This window comes from Microbacterium meiriae (assembly GCF_032364335.1).
Lineage (GTDB): Bacteria > Actinomycetota > Actinomycetes > Actinomycetales > Microbacteriaceae > Microbacterium > Microbacterium meiriae.
In genome coordinates, this window is the sequence record NZ_CP133984.1 from 1,911,192 (window position 1) to 1,932,222 (window position 21,031).

Consider the following 21,031-nt stretch of genomic DNA (forward strand, 5'->3'; position numbering starts at 1 on the left):
TAACCAGTTTGCTCCGCGCAGGTCACCGGCGAAAGCCCGTGATTTATCTTGATGTCGAGATAAATCTATCACGCCGCCGCGGGGTCGTCGTGCGACGACGCGCGGGGATAGAGCGCACGGACGACCAGCCAGGTCACGGCGATCAGCGGCGCGAACAACGGCAGTCCCATCACGAGCTTGAGGGTTCCGAGCGCCGTCGTCTGCTCGGCGAGGTACAACGGGAGCTGCACCGCGAGACGGGCGAAAAACAAGGCGGCCCAAGCAATTGCGAGCCAGAAGAACGCGCGGCGCTTCCGCCTGTCTGCGCGCCATGCCGTCCCCTCCCCCATGAGGAATCCGACGGCAAGACCGATCAAAGACCAGCCGATGAGCGCAGACACGAGGATCGCAGTGCCGTAGGCAGCGTTCGTTATCAAGCCGGGCACGAAGTTGTCCTGTGCGCGCCCGGTCCAAAGCGCGAGACCGGCGGCGGCCACGGCGGCGATCAGTCCGCCGAGGGCGGCCGACGGCGGCGACTTCTGCACCAGCCGGACGACGGTGAACACGGCGGCCAGACCGACGGACACTCCGAGGGGCAGCAGCAGGGGTTCCGGCCGGAGGGTGAACAGGATCACGAACGCGAGGCTCGGCAGCACCGACTCCAGGATCCCGCGCCAGCCGCCCATGGCCGACCAGACGACCTTGTGCGTCTGCGCGTTCTCGGACGGATCGAGCCCAGCCTTGCGCGCCGCACCGCCGAGGGCTGCTCCGAGGATCTCCGACGCGCTCTGCGTGCGCGGCTCCTCGGGGTCCGGCGTGGTCACGCGGAGCCCGGCGTCGCCGGCATCTTCAGCGGGATGAGGTCGCGCGGCGGCATCGGCGCTCCCCCGCGCACGACGACGATCGAGCGGAACAGGTCCTCGACCTTCGCCGCGGCCTCGGGGTCGGACGCCGCCGCGCCGCCGATCACGCCGCGCAGGAACCAACGGGGACCGTCGATGCCGATGAAGCGCGCGAGACGCAGGCCGGAGCCCTCGCTGGCCGTCGCGGGGACCTCGGCGAGGAGCTCCTTGCCGAGCGGTCCCTCCCGCTCCTCGACGCGACCGCCCTGCGCCTTGACCTGGTCGCGCAGCTGGACCCGCGTCTCATCCCAGAGACCGCCGCTGCGCGGAGCCGCGAACGGCTGCACCTGGAGAGAGGACTCGGCGTAGTCGAGCCCGACCGCCACGATGCGCTTGCTCTGCTCCTCCACCTCGAGCCGCAGGTTCAGGCCCTCGCGCGGCAGGATCTTGATCCCGCCGAGGTCGATGTAGGGGCGGACGGGGTTCGCCTCGGAGTCGTCGAACGGGCCCTCGGTGGCGCGGTTCTCCGGCGCCGACTTGGAGGGGGTGTCGTTGCTGTCGGTCATTTCGCCTGTCCTGCTTCGTTCTCGGGGGTCTGTGCCTGATAGCCGGTCGATCCGAACCCGCCGGCGCCGCGAACGCTGTCCGGCAGCTCGTCCACCGGAAGGAACCGGGCCCGAGTGACGGGCATCACGATGAGCTGCGCGATGCGATCGCCGACGGCGACATCGTACGCGCTGTGGATGTCCGTGTTGATCAGGCTCACCTTGATCTCTCCCCGGTAGCCGGCGTCGACGGTGCCGGGCGAGTTCACGATCGAGATGCCGTGCTTCGCCGCGAGACCGCTGCGGGGCACCACGAAGGCCGCATAGCCGTCGGGCAGCGCGATGCGCACGCCCGTGGGCACGAGAGCCCGCTCCCCCGGCTCCAACCGCACGGCCTCGGCGGCGACGAGATCGGCTCCGGCGTCGCCCGGATGCGCATAGCCGGGGACCACTGCGGCGATAATGGGGACATCAACGGAATCGGTCACCCCATGAGGCTAATGCAGAACCCCGCAACGGACGCACGTCCCCGCTACCACGAACGACTGGCCCCCAGCCTGTGGCTGCTGGTCACGATCGCCCTGGCGGGACCGATGGTGTCCCTGATCTTCGTGCCGGTCGGCTCGACCTTCGCGCTGCTCCTCGGAGCGGCGGTCTCGGCGCTCCTCGTGGTGGCGGCCCTCGCCCTCGCTCCGGTGGTGTCGGTGCAGGACGGCGTCCTCCGAGCCGGACGCGCCCACATCGACGTGCGCTATCTCGGCGAGCCGACGGCACTGACCGGCGAGGATGCGCGCAGCGCCAGAGGACCCGAGCTCCCGGCTCGCGGGTGGCACCTCATCCGCGGCGGCATCGACGGAGTCGTCGTGGTGCCGAACATCGATGAGGCCGACCCCGTCGTGGCCTGGACGATCTCGACCCGCACCCCCGACCGCCTCGCCGCGGCCATCCGCGCCGCACGGGACTGACCGCCCCCGCAGACGACAGCGCGCCCCTGACCGGGATGGTCGGGGGCGCGTGGGGCGTCGCTCGGAGGGCTGCTCAGGCAGCGCACTCCTTGCAGATGGGGCCGTCGGGTCCCTCGTGGTCGAGCTGCGAGCGGTGCTTCACGAGGAAGCAGCTCATGCAGGTGAACTCGTCCTGCTGCGCGGGCAGCACGACGACATCCAGCTCGAGGTCGGAGAGGTCCGCGCCAGGGAGGTCGAAGCTCGACGGGTTATCGGAGTCCTCGTCTCCGGTCGTGCCGGACAGCTTGTCCGGCACACGCTCCTTGAGGGCTTCGATCGACTCGGAGTCGTCTTCACTCTTTCGGGGAGCGTCGTAATCGGTTGCCATGCGGTGAATCTCCACTTTCATGGTGCGAGTGGGCGGGTGCGCCGTCGGGTAATCGGCGGCCATAGTTTGCATGACCGGCGGGCGTTTCGCAAATGCCCTCCCATGCGACAGGGCAAACTCACGGCACGCCCGCCGTATTCCCTGTCCCGGCCCGTCCGGCGTGACACCATGAACGCACACCCATCAGAGGGGCATTCGCATGGAAAACGTCACCATCGTCGGCACAGAAGCAGGAGTGCTCGTCCTCGCGACCGAGGCGGGCGAGCGGTTCGCGCTGCCCATCGACGCGGTGCTGCAGCGGGAGATCCGCCGCGCGACCCGCCAGGCCGAGCCGGCCGCACAGAAACTCGCCGCGAGCCCGCGGGATATCCAGGCGCAGATCCGCGCCGGTCTCACCGCCGCGGAGGTCGCCGAGCTCCTCGGGATCAGCGTCGACGACGTCGCCCGGTTCGAGGGCCCGGTCCTCGCCGAGCGCGAGCACATCATCGGCCAGGCCCTCGCCGTGCCCGTCCTCATCGGCAGCGAGGTCGAGCCGGACGCGCAGCCCACCTTCGGAGCTGCGGTCCGCGCCAAGCTCGCCGAGGTGTCCGCATCGTCCGAGCGCTGGGCCAGCTGGAAGGAGGAGTCCGGCTGGATCATCAAGCTCGAGTTCTCCGCCAACGACGTCGAGCACGACGCGCGCTGGAGCTTCGACCCGCGACGCAGCGCCCTCTCGCCCCTGAACGCCGATGCCACGCAGCTCTCCCGCCAGGGTTCGCTCCCGGAGGGACTCATCCCCCGCCTGCGCGCGGTGGAGGCCGACCGTGCCACCTCGCCCTACAAGGACGACAGCCGTTTCGATTCGGGTGCCTTCGGTCCCCGCCTCGTGCCGACGCCCGCCGCGGAGGCGGAGGAGCCGGCGCAGCCCGAGCGTTCGGCGCCGGCGGTCCAGGACGCGGCGATCAACCGCGCTCCCGACTCCGCCTCGACGAGCCCGGAGACCGCGGACCTCCTCGAGGCCCTGCGCCGTCGACGCGGACAGCGGGAGCCGTCGCCGATCGAGCACGAGGTCGAGGAGATCCAGGAGGATTCCGACCCGATCGCCCTGTTCGCCGCGCTCGAGGAGCCGGACGACGAGCCCGAGGCTCCGGAACCCGCGCCGCGTCAGCCCGGGTCGGGCGACAGCGAGGGCAGCGGACGCCGACGGCGCCGCAACGCGATGCCGTCGTGGGACGAGATCGTCTTCGGAGCGCGCACCGACGAGTGATCGTTCCGGCGCCCCGTCAGGAGGCGAAGGCCCCGAACCGCAGGAACGGTACCCGGGTCTCGTCAGGCGTGAGCGCTCCGTGCTGTCCCACCATCCCTCGGTTGCGCTGGTCCTCGGCGGTGCCGTCGTAGAGCGCGCGCACTCCGGTGGCGATGACCAACACGTCGCCGATGCGATCGAGGACCTCATCGCGCACGACCGGACCGAAGAGGCCCGCCCGGACCGCCTCCTCTCGGGTGACGACATCGGCCGCGCCCTCGAGATCGCTGCGCAGACGCGTCGTCACCAGCGCCGCATCGGCGTCCGGCTCGCGGTAGAGGTGCAGCATGCGGGGTTCCCCACCGACATGACGGATGCCCCCGAGATGCTGCTCCTCGAGCACCACCTGCCGGTGGAACGGGACGTCGACCATGCCGTGGTCAGAGGTCACGACCACGCCGACCCGCGGGGGGACGCGAAGCGACAGCGCGTCGTCGATCCGCTCCAGCGCCGCCACCCACTCGGCAGAGGCGACACCGTGCTTGTGCCCCGCCTTGTCGACCTCGGGGAGGTAGCAGTAGACGAGCGATCCCGGATGCTCCTCGGCCAGCGTGTACGCGACCTCGACGCGTTCCTCCGGCGTCGCAGCGGGCACGAACGTCGCCCCCCTCAGCGTGGCGCGGGTGAAGCCGCTGTGCGCGTAGGTCGCGAGTCCGACCGCGAAGGTCTCCCGCCCGGCGACTGCCGCGCGCTCGAAGACGGTGGGCGCCGCCTGCCAGGTGAGCGGGTCGAGGCCGTCCGTCTCCCACCCGCTGAGCTGGTTCACGAGGACATCCCGTTTCGGGTCCCTGACCCGGTACCCGACGAGGCCGTGTTCTCCCGGCCACACGCCGGTGGTGAGGCTCGTCAGCGCGGCGGCCGTCGTCGTCGGGAAGACCGTTTGCGCGATGTCCTTCTTCGTCATCGACGCGGTCAGCGACCGCGCGTGACCGGCATGCCCGCGGAGGCTGATCGCACCGAGGCCGTCGATCACGACCAGCACCACCGCGTCGGCGCGGGGCAGCGTGGCGGATTCGCCGCGGAGAGCGGCGCACAGGTCGTCCGCCACCCCGACGACGCTCCGGGCGCCCGGCGGCGCGGACGGTAGCATGAAGGACATCCGAGCCAGTCTGACACAGGCTCCCGTACGCCCTCAGGAAGTCCATGCCGAAAACCCCGCCGCCCGAGCCTGTCGAGGAACGCATCCAGGACATCGATCTCTCCCACGAGATGCAGGGCTCCTTCCTCGAGTACGCGTATTCCGTCATCTACTCGCGTGCGCTCCCCGATGCCAGGGACGGCCTGAAGCCGGTGCAGCGCCGCATCCTCTTCCAGATGGCGGAGATGGGATTGCGACCGGACCGCGGCCACGTCAAGAGCGCCCGCGTCGTGGGCGAGGTCATGGGGAAGCTGCATCCGCACGGCGACTCCGCGATCTACGATGCCCTCGTCCGCCTCGCCCAGGAGTGGGCGCTGCGGGTGCCGCTCGTCGACGGTCACGGCAACTTCGGATCCCTGGACGACGGTCCGGCTGCCGCGCGATACACGGAGGCGCGCCTCGCCGCCCCCGCGCTGTCGCTCACCGAGAACCTCGACGAGGACGTCGTCGACTTCATCCCGAACTACGACGGACAGTTCCAGCAGCCCGCAGTGCTGCCTGCGGCCTTCCCGAACCTGCTCGTCAACGGCGCCAGCGGCATCGCCGTGGGCATGGCGACCAACATGGCGCCGCACAACCTCATCGAGGTCGTCGCCGCGGCGACCCACCTCCTCGAGCACCCGGACGCCACCACCGAGGACCTCATGGAGTACGTCCCCGGCCCCGACTTCCCGTCGGGCGGGATCCTCATGGGACTCGACGGCGTCAAGGACGCCTACACGACCGGTCGCGGCGCCCTCAAGGTCCGCGGACGCACGTCGATCGAGCCGCTGGGTCCCCGACGCACGGGCATCATCGTCTCCGAGCTCCCGTACATGGTCGGCCCGGAGCGTCTGATCGAGAAGATCCGCGACGCGGTGCAGGCGAAGAAGCTCCAGGGCATCAGCGACGTCACCGACCTCACCGACCGCAACCATGGCCTCCGCGTCGCCATCGGCATCAAGACCGGATTCGACCCCAACGCCGTCCTGGAGCAGCTCTACCGGCTCACGCCGCTGGAGGATTCCTTCAGCATCAACAACGTCGCGCTCGTCGACGGCCAGCCCCGAACGCTCGGCCTCAAGGAGATGCTCAGCGTCTACGTCGGCCACCGCATCGAGGTCATCACGCGCCGCAGCCGGTACCGTCTCGCCCGTCGGGAGGAGCGCCTGCACCTGGTGGAGGGGCTTCTCATCGCGATCCTCGACATCGACGAGGTCATCCAGGTCATCCGGTCGTCCGACGACACCGAGCAGGCACGCACCCGGCTCCGGTCCGTGTTCGACCTCAGCGAGCCGCAGGCCGAGTACATCCTCGAGCTGCGGCTGCGCCGCCTGACGAAGTTCTCGCGCATCGAGCTCGAGGCGGAGCGGGACGCCCTCCTCGCGGAGATCGCGTCGCTACGGGAGCTGCTCGCCAGCCCGGCGCTGCTGCGTGCCGCCGTCGCCCAGGAGCTGGACGCCGTGGCCGAGGCCTACGGGACGCCGCGTCGCACCCTGCTGATGAACGCGGCCCCGCCGAAGCCCCGCGCGACGAAGGGCGCGGTGGATCTGCAGATCGCCGACGCTCCGACCACCGTGGTCCTCTCGACGACGGGGCGCGCCGTGCGCGTGGACCTCGGCGAAGGACAGGAGCTCACCGCCCCTGCCCGGCGGAGCAAGCACGACGCCATCCTCGCGACCGTCGAGACGACGGTCCGCGGTGAGGTCGGTGCGCTCACGAGCACGGGACGGGTCGTCCGCTTCTCCCCCGTCGATCTGCCCTCGGTGCCCGGCACCTCCGTACAGCTCGCCGCGGGGACTCCGCTGCGCGACTACCTGGGGGGCACGACCAAGGGCGAGCGCATCGTCGGGTTCATCCGATTCGACAGCGACACCCCGGTCGCCCTCGGCACCGCGCAGGGCATCGTCAAGCGGATCGTGCCGTCGACCCTGCCGGTGCGTCCGGACCTGGAGGTCATCGGCCTCAAGAGCGGAGACTCGGTCGTCGGTGCGGCCGACGCGGCGGACGACGCCGACCTCGTGTTCCTGACGACCGACGCCCAGCTTCTGCGGTTCGCGGCCTCGGCGGTCCGCCCGCAAGGAGCACCCGCCGGCGGGATGGCGGGCATCAAGCTCGGCTCCGGCGCCGCGGTCCTCTTCTTCGGTGCCGTCAGCCCGGACACCGACGCCGTCGTCGCCACGGTCTCCGGCGCGGAGAGCATCCTGCCCGGCACCGATCCGGGCCGCGCGAAGGTCTCGGCGTTCACCGAGTACCCGTCCAAAGGCCGCGCGACCGGTGGCGTCCGCGCCCACGCCTTCCTGAAGGGCGAGGACCGCCTCACGGTCGCCTGGGTCGGCCCCCGCCCGGCTCTGGCCGTAGACCCCACCGGCGCGGTGCGCAAGCTCCCCGAGCCCGGAGCGCGCCGCGATGCCTCCGGCCAGCCGATCGACGGCGTCATCGGCAGCATCGGCCGGACCCTCGTCTGACCCGTCCGCCAAGAAAGGGGACCCGGCCTCGCCGGGTCCCCTTCTTCGTCCCCGCCGCCCTCAGGCGTCGATGGCTTCGCGCGAGAGCTGGTCCGCGGAGTCGATGATGAACTCCCGCCGCGGGGCGACCTCGTTGCCCATGAGCAGCTCGAAGACGCGGCCCGCGGCCTCGGCATCCTCCATCCGTACCCGGCGGAGCAGGCGACCGGAACGGTCCATCGTCGTGTTCGCGAGCTGCTCCGCGTCCATCTCCCCGAGACCCTTGTACCGCTGGATCGGCTCGTGCCAGCGCTTGCCGGCCTTGCGGAGCTTGGCGAGCAGGGCGTGCAGCTCCTGCTCGCTGTAGGTGTAGATGGTCTCGTTCGGCTTCGAGCCAGGGTTGATGACGATGATCCGGTGCAGTGGCGGCACGGCGGCGAACACGCGTCCATGCTCGATGAGCGGCCGCATGTAGCGGAAGAACAGCGTGAGCAGGAGCGTGCGGATGTGCGCTCCGTCGACATCGGCGTCGCTCATGAGGATGATCTTCCCGTAGCGCGCCGCGTCGATGTCGAAGGTCCGCCCGGAGCCCGCGCCGATCACCTGGATGATGGACGCACACTCGGCGTTGGACAGCATGTCGCCGACCGACGCCTTCTGCACGTTGAGGATCTTCCCGCGGATGGGCAGCAGCGCCTGGAACTCGCTGTTGCGGGCGTTCTTGGCCGTGCCCAGCGCCGAGTCGCCCTCGACGATGAAGAGCTCGCTGCGCTCCACGTCGTTCGTCCTGCAGTCGACGAGCTTGGTCGGCAGGGTGGACGATTCGAGCGCGTTCTTGCGGCGCTGCGTCTCCTTGTGGGCCCGTGCGGACACACGCGCCTTCATCTCGGAGACGATCTTGTCGAGGAGCTGCGTCGCCTGGCTCTTGTCGTCGCGTTTGGTGGAGGTGAAGCGCTGCTGCAGGTCCTTCCGGATCACCTGCGCGACGATCTGGCGGACCGCGGGCGTGCCGAGCACCTCCTTCGTCTGACCCTCGAACTGCGGCTCCGGCACGTTGACCGTGAGGACGGCGGTGAGGCCGGCGAGGACGTCGTCCTTCTCGAGCTTGTCGTTGCCGACCTTGAGCCGACGCGCGTTCTGCTCGACCTGGCTGCGGAGCACCTTCAGCAGCTCCTGCTCGAAGCCCTGCTGATGCGTGCCGCCCTTCGGCGTGGAGATGATGTTCACGAACGAGCGGATGCGGGTGTCATAGCCGGTGCCCCAGCGCAGGGCGATGTCGACGGCGCATACGCGCTCGACCTCGGTCGCCACCATGTGCCCGTCGGGCTGCAGGACCGGGACGGTCTCGGTGAACGTGCCCTCTCCCTGGATGCGCCAGGTGTCGGTCACCGGCGGGTCGACCGCCAGGTACTCCACGAACTCGGAGATGCCGCCCTCGTAGAGGTACGAGGTCTCCACGGGGCCGGTCGGGGTGCCGTCCTCCCCCACCACTGCGCTCGCGGCGCGCTCGTCGCGGACCACGATCTCGAGGCCGGGGACCAGGAAGGCGGTCTGCCGCGCGCGGGTCTCGAGCTCGGCGAGCTGGAAGGCGGCGTCCTTGGTGAAGATCTGACGGTCGGCCCAGTAGCGCACACGCGTACCGGTGACCCCGCGCGGCGCCTTGCCGACGACGCGCAGCTCACTGTTCTCCTCGAACGGGGTGAAGGGCGCATCGGGCCGCTTCTCCCCCAAGTCCTGGAAGATGCCGGGCTCGCCGCGGTGGAAGGACATCGCGTAGGTCTTGCCGCCGCGGTCGACCTCGACGTCGAGGCGCTCGGAGAGCGCGTTCACCACCGAGGCGCCGACGCCGTGGAGACCGCCCGACGCCGCGTAGGAGCCGCCGCCGAACTTCCCTCCGGCATGCAGCTTGGTGTAGACGACCTCGACGCCGGTCAGACCGGTCCGGGGCTCCACGTCGACGGGGATGCCGCGACCGCGGTCGTGCACCTCGACGCTGCCGTCATCGTGGAGGATGACGTCGATGCGGGAGCCGTTGCCGGCGACCGCCTCGTCGACGGAGTTGTCGATGATCTCCCAGAGGCAGTGCATGAGCCCGGGCGAACCGTTCGAGCCGATGTACATGCCGGGGCGCTTGCGGACCGCTTCGAGTCCTTCGAGCACCTGGAGATGATGGGCGGAGTACTCGGCATTCACAATCTCCGAGTCTATTCGCGGGACCGTCCCGCCCCCCGCAGACACTCCCCGCGGCACCGCCTTCGCGCGTGTGCGCGTACGCGCTGAGCGAAACACGCCGTCGACCGGGCATGCCCCCAGGTGCAGCGTGGTTGTATTGAGCACGACCAACAAGGACGCCGACACCCGAGGAGGCCCCGAGATGAATGCAACGACCGAACGTGAGACCTCCGCTGTCGAGTACCGCCTGACTGCGATGGACCGCTGTGACTCGTGTGGAGCGCAGGCCTACATCGCCGCCGAGGTCAACGGCTCCGAGCTGCTCTTCTGCGCCCACCACGGCCGCAAGTACGAAGAGAAGCTGCGCAGCGTGGCCACGAGCTGGCACGACGAGACCGCTCGTCTCGTCGAGACGGTCTGATCAGCGCCTGAACCGGCCGAGCCGGTTCACTCCACGACCCTCCGCCGAATCCGCGGACCGAGGCGGGTGAGGATCTCCTCGCCCACCGTCTCGATCCGCTCGGCGAGGGTCGTCGCTGTCTCCTCCCCCTGCGCGCCCGGCCCGAAGATCGTCACCTCGTCGCCGACAGCCATCCCCGGCCAGCCCTCGACGGTCGTCGTCGCCAGGTCGATCTCGGGCGCCACGCGGGGGCCGGCCGGGGTACCGACCGTCATGCCGGCCAGCGTCGAGGGCAGGCCGTCGAGACTGCCGACGGCCACGACCGCGGCGTCGCCATCGACCCGGACGACCGGGGCCACGAGACGTGCCGCCGGCTGCACACCGTCGAGATCCGGGCCGTCCGCCGAACGGATGCCGTAGCAGAACGCCCCGATCCGTGACACCGTGCCGCGCAGTTCCGGACGCCACCAGGATGCCGCCGACGCCGTGAGGTGCAGGGCCGCCGGCACAGCTCCGGACAGGCCGGTGTGCTGCACGGCATCGAGGAACACGGACTGAGCCTCGTCGTCCTCGGCGTCGCTCGCCTCCGCGATGTGACTCCACACGCCCACGAGCGCGAGGGTGCCCGCGCTCTCGGCCGCCCTCGCCTCGGCAACGGCCGCCGCCCAGTCCTCCGGACGCACGCCATTGCGATGGAGGCCGGTGTCGATCTTGAGATGCACCCGGGCACGCACACCGAGCACGTCGGCCCGCGTGACGATGCGGCGCAGGTACTCGATCGTGCCGACGCCGAGCTCGATGTCCTGCAGGAGCGCCTCGTCGATCTCCTCGTCGGTCGAGGTCGCCCAGGCGAACACGGACGCGGTCCCGCCTGCGAGGCGCCGTACGTCGAGGCCCCCGCGCACGTCGTAGCTGCCGAACGTCGTCACCCCCGCCTCGAGCGCGGTCTCCACCGCCCACCGGAGTCCGTGGCCGTACGCGTCGTCCTTGAGCACCAGCATCAACGTGGAGTCGCCCAGTCGGTCGCGCACGGCCGCGATGTTCGCGCGGAAGACGGCGCTGTCCAAGCGGAGTTCGGGTCGCATCGGCCCACCCATCATGCCTCCCATCCGCGCACGGCGTGAGCACCGGGGACGGCCACGAGCTCCGCGGGCGTCATCCCGGTGACCTCGGCCCAGCGGGCGATCGCGTCGGATGCGGGGCCGGTCCCGCCGAAGAACGTCACCGTGTCTCCCACCTCGGCCGCGGCACCCTGGAGGTCGATCACACAGACGTCCATGGCGACTCGTCCGACGATGGGACGCAGCGCGCCGGCGATCTCCACGTCGGCGTGATTGCCGAGAGAGCGGACGACACCCTGCGCGTAGCCGCCCGTCACGAGCGCGACCTCCGTGTCCGCTGCGGCCCGGAAGGTGTAGCCGTAGGAGACAGCCTCCCCCGCGCGCAGGCGCTTGGTGGACATGACCCGGCCGACCAGGCGCATGACCGGAGGTGTCGCCGGGATTCCCTCCGCGGACGGCAGCCCGTAGAGGAGGACGGGGTCGACGTCGGGCGTACCGACGATCGTGGCGCTGATGCCTTCGAGGCGCAGGGCCTCGACTTCGCCTGGCGAGTCCACGAGGACCTCCTCGACGCCCGCGGCTGTCACCGCGTGGGCCACGGCGAGCAGTCCATGCCCCCATGCGTCGCGGCGGAGATCGGCACGGCTGCCCCCGGCCCGGATCGCCGCGGACGCGCCGGCAGCAAGGGCCGAACGCGAGATCATCGCCTGCGGAAGCGCACTCGAACTCGTGTCACACACGTCCTCCAGCCTAGCTTCCGCGCTCCCAGGAGCCTGGGGGCTCCCCGCGTAGACTGGGACGTCGATCCCTAGACCCGGAGCTCCATGTCTCGTCTTTCTCTCGCGCCCCGCATCCGCTATCTCCTCGGCCGTGCCCGCCGCATCGACGTCGGTTCGGTGTTCGAACGGGCGAAGGAGGCCTCGGCACAGCACCACCGTCCCGTTCCCACGATCGTCGCCGACATGCTCTGGTCGGCGGCCCGCCACAACGTGGGCTTCCAGGACTACATCGACTACGACTTCGCGATGCTCAACCGTGCCGAGCGCGAGACGTACATGACGCACCCGGTGTCCAACCAGCTCTCGCAGAAGTACGACCACCCCGACTTCCGCTGGATCTTCCAGGACAAGATCGAGTTCAACCGGAAGTTCTCCGCACATCTGCATCGCGAGTGGATGGTGGTCGAGGAGGGCAACGCCGACGAGGTCCGTGCCCTCACGGAGCGCCTCGGAACGATCGTCACGAAGGAGCCGGTCGGCCAGGCCGGGACCGGCGTGCACCGATATCACGCCGCCGACATCACGGACTGGACCGAGTTCCACCGCGGTCTCCTCGACCGCGGCGAGCTGCTGATCGAAGAGGTCATCCGCCAGCATGACGACCTGGCGGCCGTGTGCCCCGGGACCGTGAACACCACCCGCATCACCGCCTTCTTCGACGGGGAGAAGGCGCACATCCTCGCAATGGCGCAGAAGTTCGGCCGCGGCGCGGTGAGCGATCAGATGACCTTCGGCGGCTTCTACACGATGCTCGACGAGAACGGGCACGCCGTGGGGGCCGGCTATGACTCGCACGGGCACGTGCACGAGACCCACCCGGACTCGGGCTTCCGCATCGCCGACTTCCAGCTGCCCTACATGGACGAGGTGCGCGCTTTCATCGATCAGGTCGCCCGGGTCGTGCCGCAGGTGCAGTACGTCGGATGGGACGTCGTCGTGACCCCGGACGGCCCCGTGCTCGTCGAGGGGAACTGGGGGGCGGGCGTCTACGAGAACAAGCCCAGCGTCACCGGCATCCGTACCGGGCACAAGCCGCGCTACCGCGAGGTCATCGGCTTCTGACCTTTCGACAGCTCACCCTTCGACAGGCTCAGGGACCCCGCATGGGTCGCTGAGCCCGTCGAAGCGCCGGGCCACCCCTTTACATGCGAACCGGCCCCTTGCGTTCACACGCAAGGGGCCGGTTCGGTCGTGAAGGGGTGGCTCGAGCTGTTCAGACCGCGCGGACGATGCCGAGCGGCGTGGACTCGAGGCCCTGACCGAGCGGGTTGTCACCGAGGATCTTCACCAGCCGCAGCTCCCCCGCCTTGTCGAGCGTGGAGCCGAGGATGTTGCCGCCGAGATCGTTGATGTCGACCACCGCCACCTCGGCCTGGCCTCCGATCAGCTTCTTCAGGTGCGCCGCGACGCGGTCCGGGTCCTTCGGGCCGAGCACCACAGCCTCGTTGTACGGCGGGATGGTGTGCTTCGTCGGTCCGTCGATCGCGCGGGCCTTGTCCCCCGCGATGCGGTAGAAGTCGCCCTTGCGCCCGAAGGCCTTGGTGACCGCCGAGACGGCGGCAGCGAAGAGGATGCGCGGCGTACCGCACTCCCGCAACGCCATCTCCATCGTCTCGGGCATGCCGAGACCGATGCCGTACGGCGTGCGGGTGACGTACTTCGACAGGAACAGCGCGAGCTTCCGCGGCTGGATCTCGTCCAAGCGGTACGACCGACCCTGGGTGATCGCGACGATCTTCTCGGTCACGAAGAGCAGGTCGCCCGGCTGGACGGCATCCTTCGCGTACTCCGTGATGATGGCGTCGAGGTCGTCATCCGGCATCACGACGCGGGTGCGCAGCGGGATCCGCGCGTAGCTCTTTCCGTCGACGCTCGTCTCGAGCGCCTTGCCCTCGTTCGCCTGCATCACTCGAGGTAGTCCCGCAGCGACTGCGAGCGGCTCGGGTGGCGCAGCTTGGCCATCGTCTTGGACTCGATCTGACGGATGCGCTCGCGCGTCACGCCGAACGTGTCACCGATCTGGTCGAGCGTCTTCGGCTGACCGTCGCCCAGACCGAAGCGCATGCGGATCACGCCGGCTTCGCGCTCGGAGAGGGAGTCGAGGAGCTGCTCGAGCTGACGCTGCAGCATCGTGAAGCCCACGGCGTCGGCGGGGACCACGGCCTCGGTGTCCTCGATGAGGTCACCGAACTCGCTGTCTCCGTCTTCGCCGAGCGGGGTGTGCAGGGAGATCGGCTCGCGACCGTACTTCTGCACCTCGACGACCTTCTCCGGAGTCATGTCGAGCTCGCGGCTCAGCTCTTCCGGGGTGGGTTCGCGACCGAGGTCCTGCAGCATCTGCCGCTGCACGCGGGCGAGCTTGTTGATGACCTCGACCATGTGCACCGGGATGCGGATGGTGCGGGCCTGGTCGGCCATGGCGCGGGTGATGGCCTGACGGATCCACCAGGTCGCGTAGGTCGAGAACTTGAAGCCCTTGGTGTAGTCGAACTTCTCCACCGCGCGGATGAGACCGAGGTTGCCCTCCTGGATCAGATCCAGGAACTGCATGCCGCGACCGGTATAGCGCTTGGCGAGGGAGACGACGAGACGGAGGTTCGCGCCGAGGAGGTGGCTCTTCGCGCGCTGGCCGTCACGGGCGACCCACTGCAGGTCGAGTCCGAGCTGGCTCGTCTTCTCGGCGGGGGACATCGCGGAGAGCTTCTCCTCCGCGAACAGACCCGCCTCGATGCGCATCGCGAGCTCGACCTCTTCGGCCGCGTTCAGCAGCGCGACCTTTCCGATCTGCTTCAGGTAGTCCTTGACCGGGTCGGCCGTGGCACCGGTGATCTGGGTCGAGTAGACCGGGACCTCTTCGTCGTCCTTGGAGGAGATGACGATAGCGCCGGTCGGCAGCGGCTCGGTGAAGGCCGGCTTCGCGTCGTCCTCCTCCTCGTCGCCCGCGGCGTCCTCGGAGCCCTCGGCTGCGGCGGCGTCGTCTTCCTCGACGACGTCATCCGACTTCTTCTTCTTCGCGGGGGCGCGCTTGGCCGCGGCGCGCTTGGGCGCAGGAGCCGCTTCGGTCGTTTCGACGTCCTCGACCTCGGGATCCGCGGTGATCTGATCGGCCTTCTTCGTCCGCGTGTTCTTCGTCGTGGCAGGAGTCACGTTTCGCCTTTCACGGGGCCGCTGGGAGACCCCGGGACATTTCGGACACTAGTAAGACCCTTGTCAAGTCCAGTGCTCGAAAACACTGATTGACAACGGGTCGGACTCCTAGTATCGCACACGTATGGCGATGAGGACGCATTCCCGCCCGATCCGCTGCGAGAGATTCAGCCGCGTCCCGGCTTGTCCTCGTCACCCGACGGCCGAGATGCGAGGTAGCGCTCGAGCTCGGCCGCGAGTTCGTCGGCGCTGGGCAGGTCGCGTTCGCTGAATCCGCCCTCGTCGTACGAATCGTCCTCGGGGTCACGACCGGCCATGTAGGCGTCGTACCGGCGCTCGAGGTTGTGCACCATCTGCTGCAGTTCGTCGTTCGCTGCGACCTGCTCGTCGACTCGGGCGAGGTAGTCCTCACGGCGCTCCTGGACTGCGTCGAGCATGAGCACGAGGCCGGTCGAGGCCATGAGCTTCTCCGCCGCTGCACTGACCGCCTCCGGATTCTCCGTCTCCGCGAGGTAGTGCGGCACGAGGAGCACGAAGCCGACGACGCGCTCCCCGCGCTCCGCGAACCGGTACTCGAGCAGGTGACCCGCGGTCGCCGGGACCTGCGTGCGCGGACGCCACACGGAGTGCGACACGACGAGGTCGCGCCGGTTCCCGCTCACCGTCGTCCCGATGGGGCGCGTGTGCGGCACGGGCATCGCGATCGAGTGGACCCAGTGCAGTCCCGAGGCCTCGAACTCCGCAGCGAGATCCATGACGGTCTCCGCGAAGGCGTTCCACGCGAAGTCGGGCTCGTAGCCCGTGAGCAGCAGGAACGGGCGTCCCAGCGCGTCCGTGGCGAGGGAGAGCTCCAGACGGGGCGGGCGGAACTCGGCAAGGTGGTCCTGGTCGAAGGAGATGACCGGGCGGCGTGCGCGGTAGTCCAGGAGCACATCGTTGTCGAAGACCGCGAGCGGCTGCGGCGACGTCGTCTCCCGCAGATGATCGATGAGCCCCGACACCGCACTGCCCGCGTCGGTGAAACCGGTGAGCAGCATCACGAGAGGCAGGCCGTGGGGCACCGTGGGGGCGTTCGCGACGCGTTCGTGGATCTCTCCGGAGAAGGGCATGTCTCCATGCTACGAGCCGCACCCGGAGCCGGGCTCTGACGTGTCTCGCTGAGAGCGAACACACCCCGGCCGGCGGACCGACGACCCCGGGGCGGAGATCCTAGGATGGAGAGCATGACGCTTCCCGTGCTCTCGCACACCACCGATCAGTTCCCCGGAAGCGCTGCCGGTGCCGCAGTGCTCGTCGTCCCCGATCTCTCCGAGTCGGCCGAGTCGCTGGCGGCTCACCCCGGTCTCGCCGACGCTCTGGCGGGCATCGGCTTCACCGGCGCCGCCGGTGCGTTCGCTCGGGTCTACGCCCCCGAGGTGACGCCACTCCCGTTCGCCGTCGTCGGCGTCGGCTCCACCGTCGACGACGCCTCCGTACGGAGCGCAGCCGGCGCGGCTCTCCGCTCCCTGACCGGCTTCGACACCGTCGCGCTCGGCCTCGCCGCCGGTCTCGAGGAGCACGCCGCCGCGGCCGCGGAGGGTGCCGTCCTCGGCGGCTACCGCTTCGACGACTACCGCGCCGAGAACGGCAGGAAGAAGCGGGCGACGGCGGTCGTCGTCCACGCCCCGCTCGACGACGAGACGATCGCCCGCGCTCACGCCACGGGCGAGGCCGTCGCTCTCATCAAGGACCTCGTGAACGTGCCCGCCGAGTGGCAGAGCCCCGCGCAGCTGGCGCAGAGCGCCGCCGACAGCGTCGCGGACCTCGACGTCACCGTGGAGATCCTCGACGAGGGTGCTCTCGCGGAACAGGGTTTCGGTGGCATCCTCGGCGTCGGCCAGGGATCCGACCGGCCGCCGCGCCTCGTCCGCCTCGACTACGCGCCGGCTGACGCGCAGCGCCACATCGCCCTCGTCGGCAAGGGCATCACCTTCGACACCGGCGGCCTCTCCCTGAAGCCGGCGGCTTCGATGGTCGGCATGAAGTTCGACATGGCCGGTGCGGCGACCTCCCTCGCCGCCCTCCGCGCCATCGCCGCCCTCCGCCTCCCCGTGCACGTGACCGCCTGGCTCTGCATCACCGACAACATGCCGTCCGGCCGCGCCCTCCGCCCGGGAGACGTCATCCGCATCCTCGACGGCACCACCGTCGAGGTGCTGAACACCGACGCGGAGGGGCGCCTGGTCCTCGCCGACGGTCTGGTCGCCGCGAGCCGGGAGAATCCCGACGTCATCATCGACGTCGCGACCCTGACCGGCGCGATCGTCGCGGCCCTCGGCCACCGCCACACCGGCGTCTTCGGCGACGACGAGACGGTCGCGGAGTTCCTCGCCGCCGCCGCCCGCACGGGAGAGCCCGCCTGGCACATGCCGCTGCCCGCGTACATGGAGGAGACGCTCGACTCCCCCATCGCCGACATGATCAACGCCAACATGGGAGATCGGATGGGCGGCGCGTCCTTCGCCGGCCTCTTCCTCCGGCGCTTCGTCGGCCGCACTTCGGACGCGGACGACGCGCCGCGCATCCCCTGGGTGCACCTCGACATCGCGGGATCCGGTGAACACGCCGGCGCCCCCTACGGCTTCACAGAGAAGGGCCCCACGGGGGCGATGGTCCGATCGATCATCGCCTTCGCCGAAGCAGCATCCCACCCGGAGGCATGACACCCATGACAACCCACACCTTCGACATCGTCGTCCTGGGCGGCGGCAGCGGCGGGTACGCCGCGGCACTGCGAGCCAGCGAGCTCGGCAAATCCGTCGCACTGATCGAGAAGGACAAGGTGGGAGGCACGTGCCTCCACCGCGGGTGCATCCCGACGAAGGCGCTGCTGCACGCCGCCGAGGTGGCCGACCACGTGCGCGATGCCGCCTCCGTCGGAGTCACGGCTTCGTTCGGCGGGATCGACCCGGCGGGCGTGCGCACGTACCGCGAGGGCATCGTCGCGAAGAAATACAAGGGCCTCGAGGGGCTCGTCAAGGCGCGCGGGATCACCACGGTCGCCGGCCTCGGCCGCCTGAACGCGGACCGGAGCGTCACCGTCGGCGACGACGTGTATGTCGGCGCCGACGTCATCCTCGCCACCGGCTCGTACAGCCGCTCCCTGCCTGGTCTGGAGATCGGCGGACGGATCCTGACCAGCGAGCAGGCGCTCGCCCTGGACGTGATCCCGGAGCGGGTGCTCATCCTGGGCGGCGGCGTGATCGGCGTCGAGTTCGCGAGCGTGTGGCGCTCCTTCGGAGCCGAGGTGACGATCGTGGAGGCGCTGCCCCACCTCGTCCCGAACGAGGACATAGCGATGAGCAAGGGCCTCGAGCGTGCGTTCCGCCGCCGCGGCATCCAGTACTCCCTGGGCGTGCGCTTCCAGACCGCCACCCAGGACGACTCGTCCGTCACGGTCACGCTGGAGGACGGCAAGGAATTCACCGCCGATTACCTCCTCGTCGCCGTCGGCCGCGGCCCCGCCACCGCCGACCTGGGATTCGAGGAAGCCGGCGTGCGCCTGGACCGCGGGTTCGTGACGGTGGACGGCGACCTCCGCACCGATGTCCCCGGCGTGTGGGCGGTCGGCGACATCGTCCCCGGCCTCCAGCTCGCCCACCGCGGGTTCCAGCAGGGCATCGCGGTCGCCGAGCGCATCGCGGGCCTCTCCCCCGTGAACGTCCCGGACGTGCAGATCCCGAAGGTCACCTACTCCAGCCCGGAGGTCGCCTCGGTCGGTCTCACGGAGGAGGCGGCGGTCACCGCGCACGGCGCCGACGCGATCCACTCCTACGAGTACAACCTCGCGGGGAACGGCAAGAGCGAGATCATCGGAACCGGCGGCCTGGTCAAGGTCGTCCGCCTCAAGGACGGGCCCGTCCTCGGTGTCCATCTCCTCGGCGATCGTGTCGGCGAGCTCATCACCGAGGGCCAGCTCGCGGTCGCGTGGGAGGCCCATCCCGAGGACATCGCGCCGCTCATCCATGCCCACCCGACCCAGAGCGAGGCCCTCGGCGAAGCCTTCCTCGCGCTGGCCGGAAAGCCCCTGCACGCCCTCTGAGCACCAACCGGTGCCCGAGTCACTAAGCTAGACAAGCGTCATACAACTTCTGAAGGAGACTCAGTCATGAGCACATCCGTGGTCCTCCCCGCTCTCGGTGAGAGCGTCACAGAGGGTACGGTCACCCGCTGGCTCAAGCAGGTGGGAGACACCGTCCAGGCGGACGAGGGCCTGCTCGAGATCTCGACCGACAAGGTCGACACCGAGATCCCCTCCCCCGTCACCGGCGTGATCGAGGAGATCCTCGTGGCCGAGGACGAGACCGTCGAGGTCGGTGCTCTGCTGGCCCGCATCGGCGACGGCAGCGGTGCGGCACCGGCCGACGATGCCCCTGCTGCGGCTGAGGCCGCCCCGGCTGAGGCCGCCGCCCCCGCCGCTCCGGAGCCCGCCGCGGCTCCCGCGGCCGAGCAGCAGGCACCCGCCGACTCCGCTCCCGCCGAGTCCGCGCCTGCGGCTCCCTCCGGCGACGCCACCGACATCGTGCTCCCCGAGCTCGGTGAGAGCGTCACCGAGGGCACGGTCACCCGCTGGCTCAAGCAGGTCGGCGACTCGGTCGAGGTCGACGAGGCGCTCCTCGAGATCTCCACCGACAAGGTCGACACCGAGATCCCGTCGCCGGTCGCCGGGGTGCTGCAGGAGATCGTCGCCGGCGAGGACGAGACCGTCGAGGTCGGCGCCGTGCTGGCACGCGTCGGATCCGGTGCTGCTCCCGCAGCCCAGCCCGAGGCTCCCGCTGCTCCGCAGGCCGAAGCTCCTGCCGCTCCGCAGGCCGAGGCGCCCGCCGCTCCGGCTCCGCAGGCCGAGGCTCCGGCTGCACAGCCCGAGGCTCCCGCTGCTCCCGCTCCGCAGGCCGAGGCCCCCGCAGCGCCCGCGCAGGCCGCTGCTCCGGCACAGCCCGCGCAGGCGGAGGCCCCCAAGCTGTCGCTGCCGACCGAGAGCGACAACCTCTACGTGACCCCGCTCGTGCGCCGTCTGGCTGCGCAGCAGGGTGTGGACCTGGCCACGGTCAAGGGCACCGGCGTCGGAGGCCGAATCCGCAAGGAGGACGTCCTCAAGGCCGCTGAGACCGCCACCGCCGCACCGGCAGCCGCTGCAACGCCGGCTCCGGCCCCCCTGGAGGTGTCGCCGCTGCGCGGGACCACCCAGCCGATGTCGCGCCTGCGCAAGGTCCTCGCCAAGCGTGCGGTCGAGTCGATGCAGCAGACGGCCCAGCTCACCACGGTGGTCGAGGTGGACGTCACCGCTCTCGCCGAGTACCGCGACAGCGTCAAGGCGTCGTTCCTCGAGAAGACCGGCGACAAGCTGTCCTTCCTGCCGTTCTTCGCCCTCGCCGCGGCGGAGGCGCTGCAGGCCTTCCCGATCATCAACGCGACGGTCGACGGCGAGCAGATCGTCTACCCGGCGTCCGAGAACGTCTCGATCGCGGTCGACACCGAGCGCGGTCTGCTCACGCCGGTGCTCCGCGACGCTGCGTCGAAGAACATCGCCGAGATCGCCCACGAGATCGCCGATCTCGCGGCGCGCACCCGCGACAACAAGCTGAAGCCCGACGAGCTCGCCGGCGGCACGTTCACGCTGACCAACACCGGTTCGCGCGGCGCGCTGTTCGACACGCCCGTGGTGTTCCTGCCGCAGTCGGCGATCCTCGGCACGGGCACGGTCGTCAAGCGCCCGGGTCTGGTCAAGGTCGGCGGCACGGACGCGATCGCGGTCCGCTCCTACGTGTACCTGGCTCTGTCGTACGACCACCGCATCATCGACGGTGCCGACGCGGCACGCTTCCTCGGTGCGGTGAAGGCTCGCCTCGAGGCTGCGCAGTTCAGCGGCCAGCTCGGCGCCTGACC

At 70.0% G+C, this 21,031-nt stretch carries 19 protein-coding genes; 8 read left to right on the plus strand and 11 right to left on the minus strand.

Features of this window, described 5'->3' with window-relative positions; genetic code table 11:
- Positions 1–68: 68 nt before the first annotated feature.
- Genes RI211_RS09170 through dut form a run of 3 tightly spaced genes read right to left on the minus strand, consistent with a single transcriptional unit; the run spans position 69 to position 1,854 of the window.
- Positions 69–803 carry a DUF3159 domain-containing protein gene (locus tag RI211_RS09170; protein WP_315637723.1) on the minus strand — a complete coding sequence of 245 codons (735 nt, stop codon included), beginning with the start codon at positions 801–803 and terminating at the stop codon, positions 69–71.
- A complete protein-coding gene (locus RI211_RS09175) occupies positions 800–1,387 on the minus strand; it encodes a DUF3710 domain-containing protein (protein ID WP_060921813.1) in 588 nt (195 codons plus the stop codon). The genes RI211_RS09170 and RI211_RS09175 overlap by 4 nt, the downstream gene beginning before the upstream one ends.
- Positions 1,384–1,854: a dUTP diphosphatase gene (dut, locus tag RI211_RS09180; protein WP_060921812.1), complete on the minus strand. Its 471-nt coding sequence runs from the start codon at positions 1,852–1,854 to the stop codon at positions 1,384–1,386. Before dut ends, RI211_RS09175 begins: the two co-directional genes overlap by 4 nt.
- Before the next feature lie 12 nt (positions 1,855–1,866).
- On the opposite strand from dut, the gene RI211_RS09185 reads away from it, so the two are divergent.
- Complete coding sequence (locus RI211_RS09185; protein ID WP_315637722.1) at positions 1,867–2,331, plus strand: DUF3093 family protein; 465 nt, start codon at positions 1,867–1,869, stop codon at positions 2,329–2,331.
- Between the two features lie 73 nt (positions 2,332–2,404).
- Here RI211_RS09185 and RI211_RS09190 read toward each other — a convergent pair whose 3' ends face one another.
- Positions 2,405–2,698, minus strand: a complete 294-nt coding sequence (locus RI211_RS09190) for a DUF4193 domain-containing protein (RefSeq protein WP_060921810.1) — start codon at positions 2,696–2,698, stop codon at positions 2,405–2,407.
- Between the two features lie 199 nt (positions 2,699–2,897).
- On the opposite strand from RI211_RS09190, the gene sepH reads away from it, so the two are divergent.
- Positions 2,898–3,944, plus strand: a complete 1,047-nt coding sequence (gene sepH / locus RI211_RS09195; protein ID WP_315637721.1) for a septation protein SepH — start codon at positions 2,898–2,900, stop codon at positions 3,942–3,944.
- Positions 3,945–3,960: 16 nt separating this feature from the next.
- On the opposite strand, the gene RI211_RS09200 is transcribed toward sepH, so the two are convergent.
- Entirely contained in the window at positions 3,961–5,082 is a 1,122-nt protein-coding gene (locus RI211_RS09200) for an alkaline phosphatase family protein (RefSeq protein WP_315637720.1), read from the minus strand.
- A gap of 44 nt (positions 5,083–5,126) precedes the next feature.
- Here RI211_RS09200 and RI211_RS09205 point away from each other — a divergent pair, with 44 nt between their 5' ends.
- Positions 5,127–7,568, plus strand: coding sequence for a DNA gyrase/topoisomerase IV subunit A (locus tag RI211_RS09205; RefSeq protein WP_315637719.1), 2,442 nt, complete (start codon positions 5,127–5,129; stop codon positions 7,566–7,568).
- A 60-nt stretch (positions 7,569–7,628) separates the two neighbouring features.
- Here the strand turns inward: RI211_RS09205 and RI211_RS09210 are convergent, their stop codons facing one another.
- On the minus strand, positions 7,629–9,740 hold the full coding sequence (locus tag RI211_RS09210; protein WP_396654911.1) for a DNA gyrase/topoisomerase IV subunit B: 2,112 nt from the start codon (positions 9,738–9,740) through the stop codon (positions 7,629–7,631).
- A gap of 181 nt (positions 9,741–9,921) precedes the next feature.
- Between RI211_RS09210 and RI211_RS09215 the strand changes: the two genes are divergently transcribed.
- Positions 9,922–10,140, plus strand: a complete 219-nt coding sequence (locus tag RI211_RS09215) for a DUF7455 domain-containing protein (protein ID WP_187661569.1) — start codon at positions 9,922–9,924, stop codon at positions 10,138–10,140.
- A 26-nt stretch (positions 10,141–10,166) separates the two neighbouring features.
- Here RI211_RS09215 and RI211_RS09220 read toward each other — a convergent pair whose 3' ends face one another.
- Both RI211_RS09220 and RI211_RS09225 read right to left on the minus strand, forming a co-directional pair.
- Positions 10,167–11,204, minus strand: a complete 1,038-nt coding sequence (locus tag RI211_RS09220) for an alanine racemase (RefSeq protein WP_315637718.1) — start codon at positions 11,202–11,204, stop codon at positions 10,167–10,169.
- An 11-nt stretch (positions 11,205–11,215) separates the two neighbouring features.
- Positions 11,216–11,920: an alanine racemase gene (locus tag RI211_RS09225; protein ID WP_315637717.1), complete on the minus strand. Its 705-nt coding sequence runs from the start codon at positions 11,918–11,920 to the stop codon at positions 11,216–11,218.
- A gap of 84 nt (positions 11,921–12,004) precedes the next feature.
- Here RI211_RS09225 and RI211_RS09230 point away from each other — a divergent pair, with 84 nt between their 5' ends.
- A complete protein-coding gene (locus tag RI211_RS09230; RefSeq protein WP_025103580.1) occupies positions 12,005–13,021 on the plus strand; it encodes a sugar-transfer associated ATP-grasp domain-containing protein in 1,017 nt (338 codons plus the stop codon).
- Positions 13,022–13,172: 151 nt separating this feature from the next.
- On the opposite strand, the gene RI211_RS09235 is transcribed toward RI211_RS09230, so the two are convergent.
- The 3 genes from RI211_RS09235 to RI211_RS09245 form a co-directional block, all read right to left on the minus strand.
- Positions 13,173–13,865, minus strand: a complete 693-nt coding sequence (locus RI211_RS09235; RefSeq protein WP_315637716.1) for a coenzyme F420-0:L-glutamate ligase — start codon at positions 13,863–13,865, stop codon at positions 13,173–13,175.
- Entirely contained in the window at positions 13,865–15,106 is a 1,242-nt protein-coding gene (locus RI211_RS09240) for an RNA polymerase sigma factor (RefSeq protein WP_187661572.1), read from the minus strand. The genes RI211_RS09235 and RI211_RS09240 overlap by 1 nt, the downstream gene beginning before the upstream one ends.
- 167 nt (positions 15,107–15,273) lie before the next feature.
- Positions 15,274–16,215 (minus strand): proteasome assembly chaperone family protein, encoded by a 942-nt coding sequence (locus tag RI211_RS09245; protein ID WP_315637715.1) that lies wholly within the window; start codon positions 16,213–16,215, stop codon positions 15,274–15,276.
- 114 nt (positions 16,216–16,329) lie between these two features.
- Between RI211_RS09245 and RI211_RS09250 the strand changes: the two genes are divergently transcribed.
- The 3 genes from RI211_RS09250 to sucB all read left to right on the plus strand — a co-directional run bounded on the left by RI211_RS09250 (position 16,330) and on the right by sucB (position 21,029).
- Positions 16,330–17,808, plus strand: coding sequence for a leucyl aminopeptidase (locus RI211_RS09250; protein ID WP_315637714.1), 1,479 nt, complete (start codon positions 16,330–16,332; stop codon positions 17,806–17,808).
- A gap of 5 nt (positions 17,809–17,813) precedes the next feature.
- On the plus strand, positions 17,814–19,187 hold the full coding sequence (gene lpdA / locus RI211_RS09255) for a dihydrolipoyl dehydrogenase (protein ID WP_315637713.1): 1,374 nt from the start codon (positions 17,814–17,816) through the stop codon (positions 19,185–19,187).
- A 66-nt stretch (positions 19,188–19,253) separates the two neighbouring features.
- A complete protein-coding gene (gene sucB / locus RI211_RS09260) occupies positions 19,254–21,029 on the plus strand; it encodes a 2-oxoglutarate dehydrogenase, E2 component, dihydrolipoamide succinyltransferase (RefSeq protein ID WP_315637712.1) in 1,776 nt (591 codons plus the stop codon).
- Positions 21,030–21,031 lie beyond the last annotated feature (2 nt).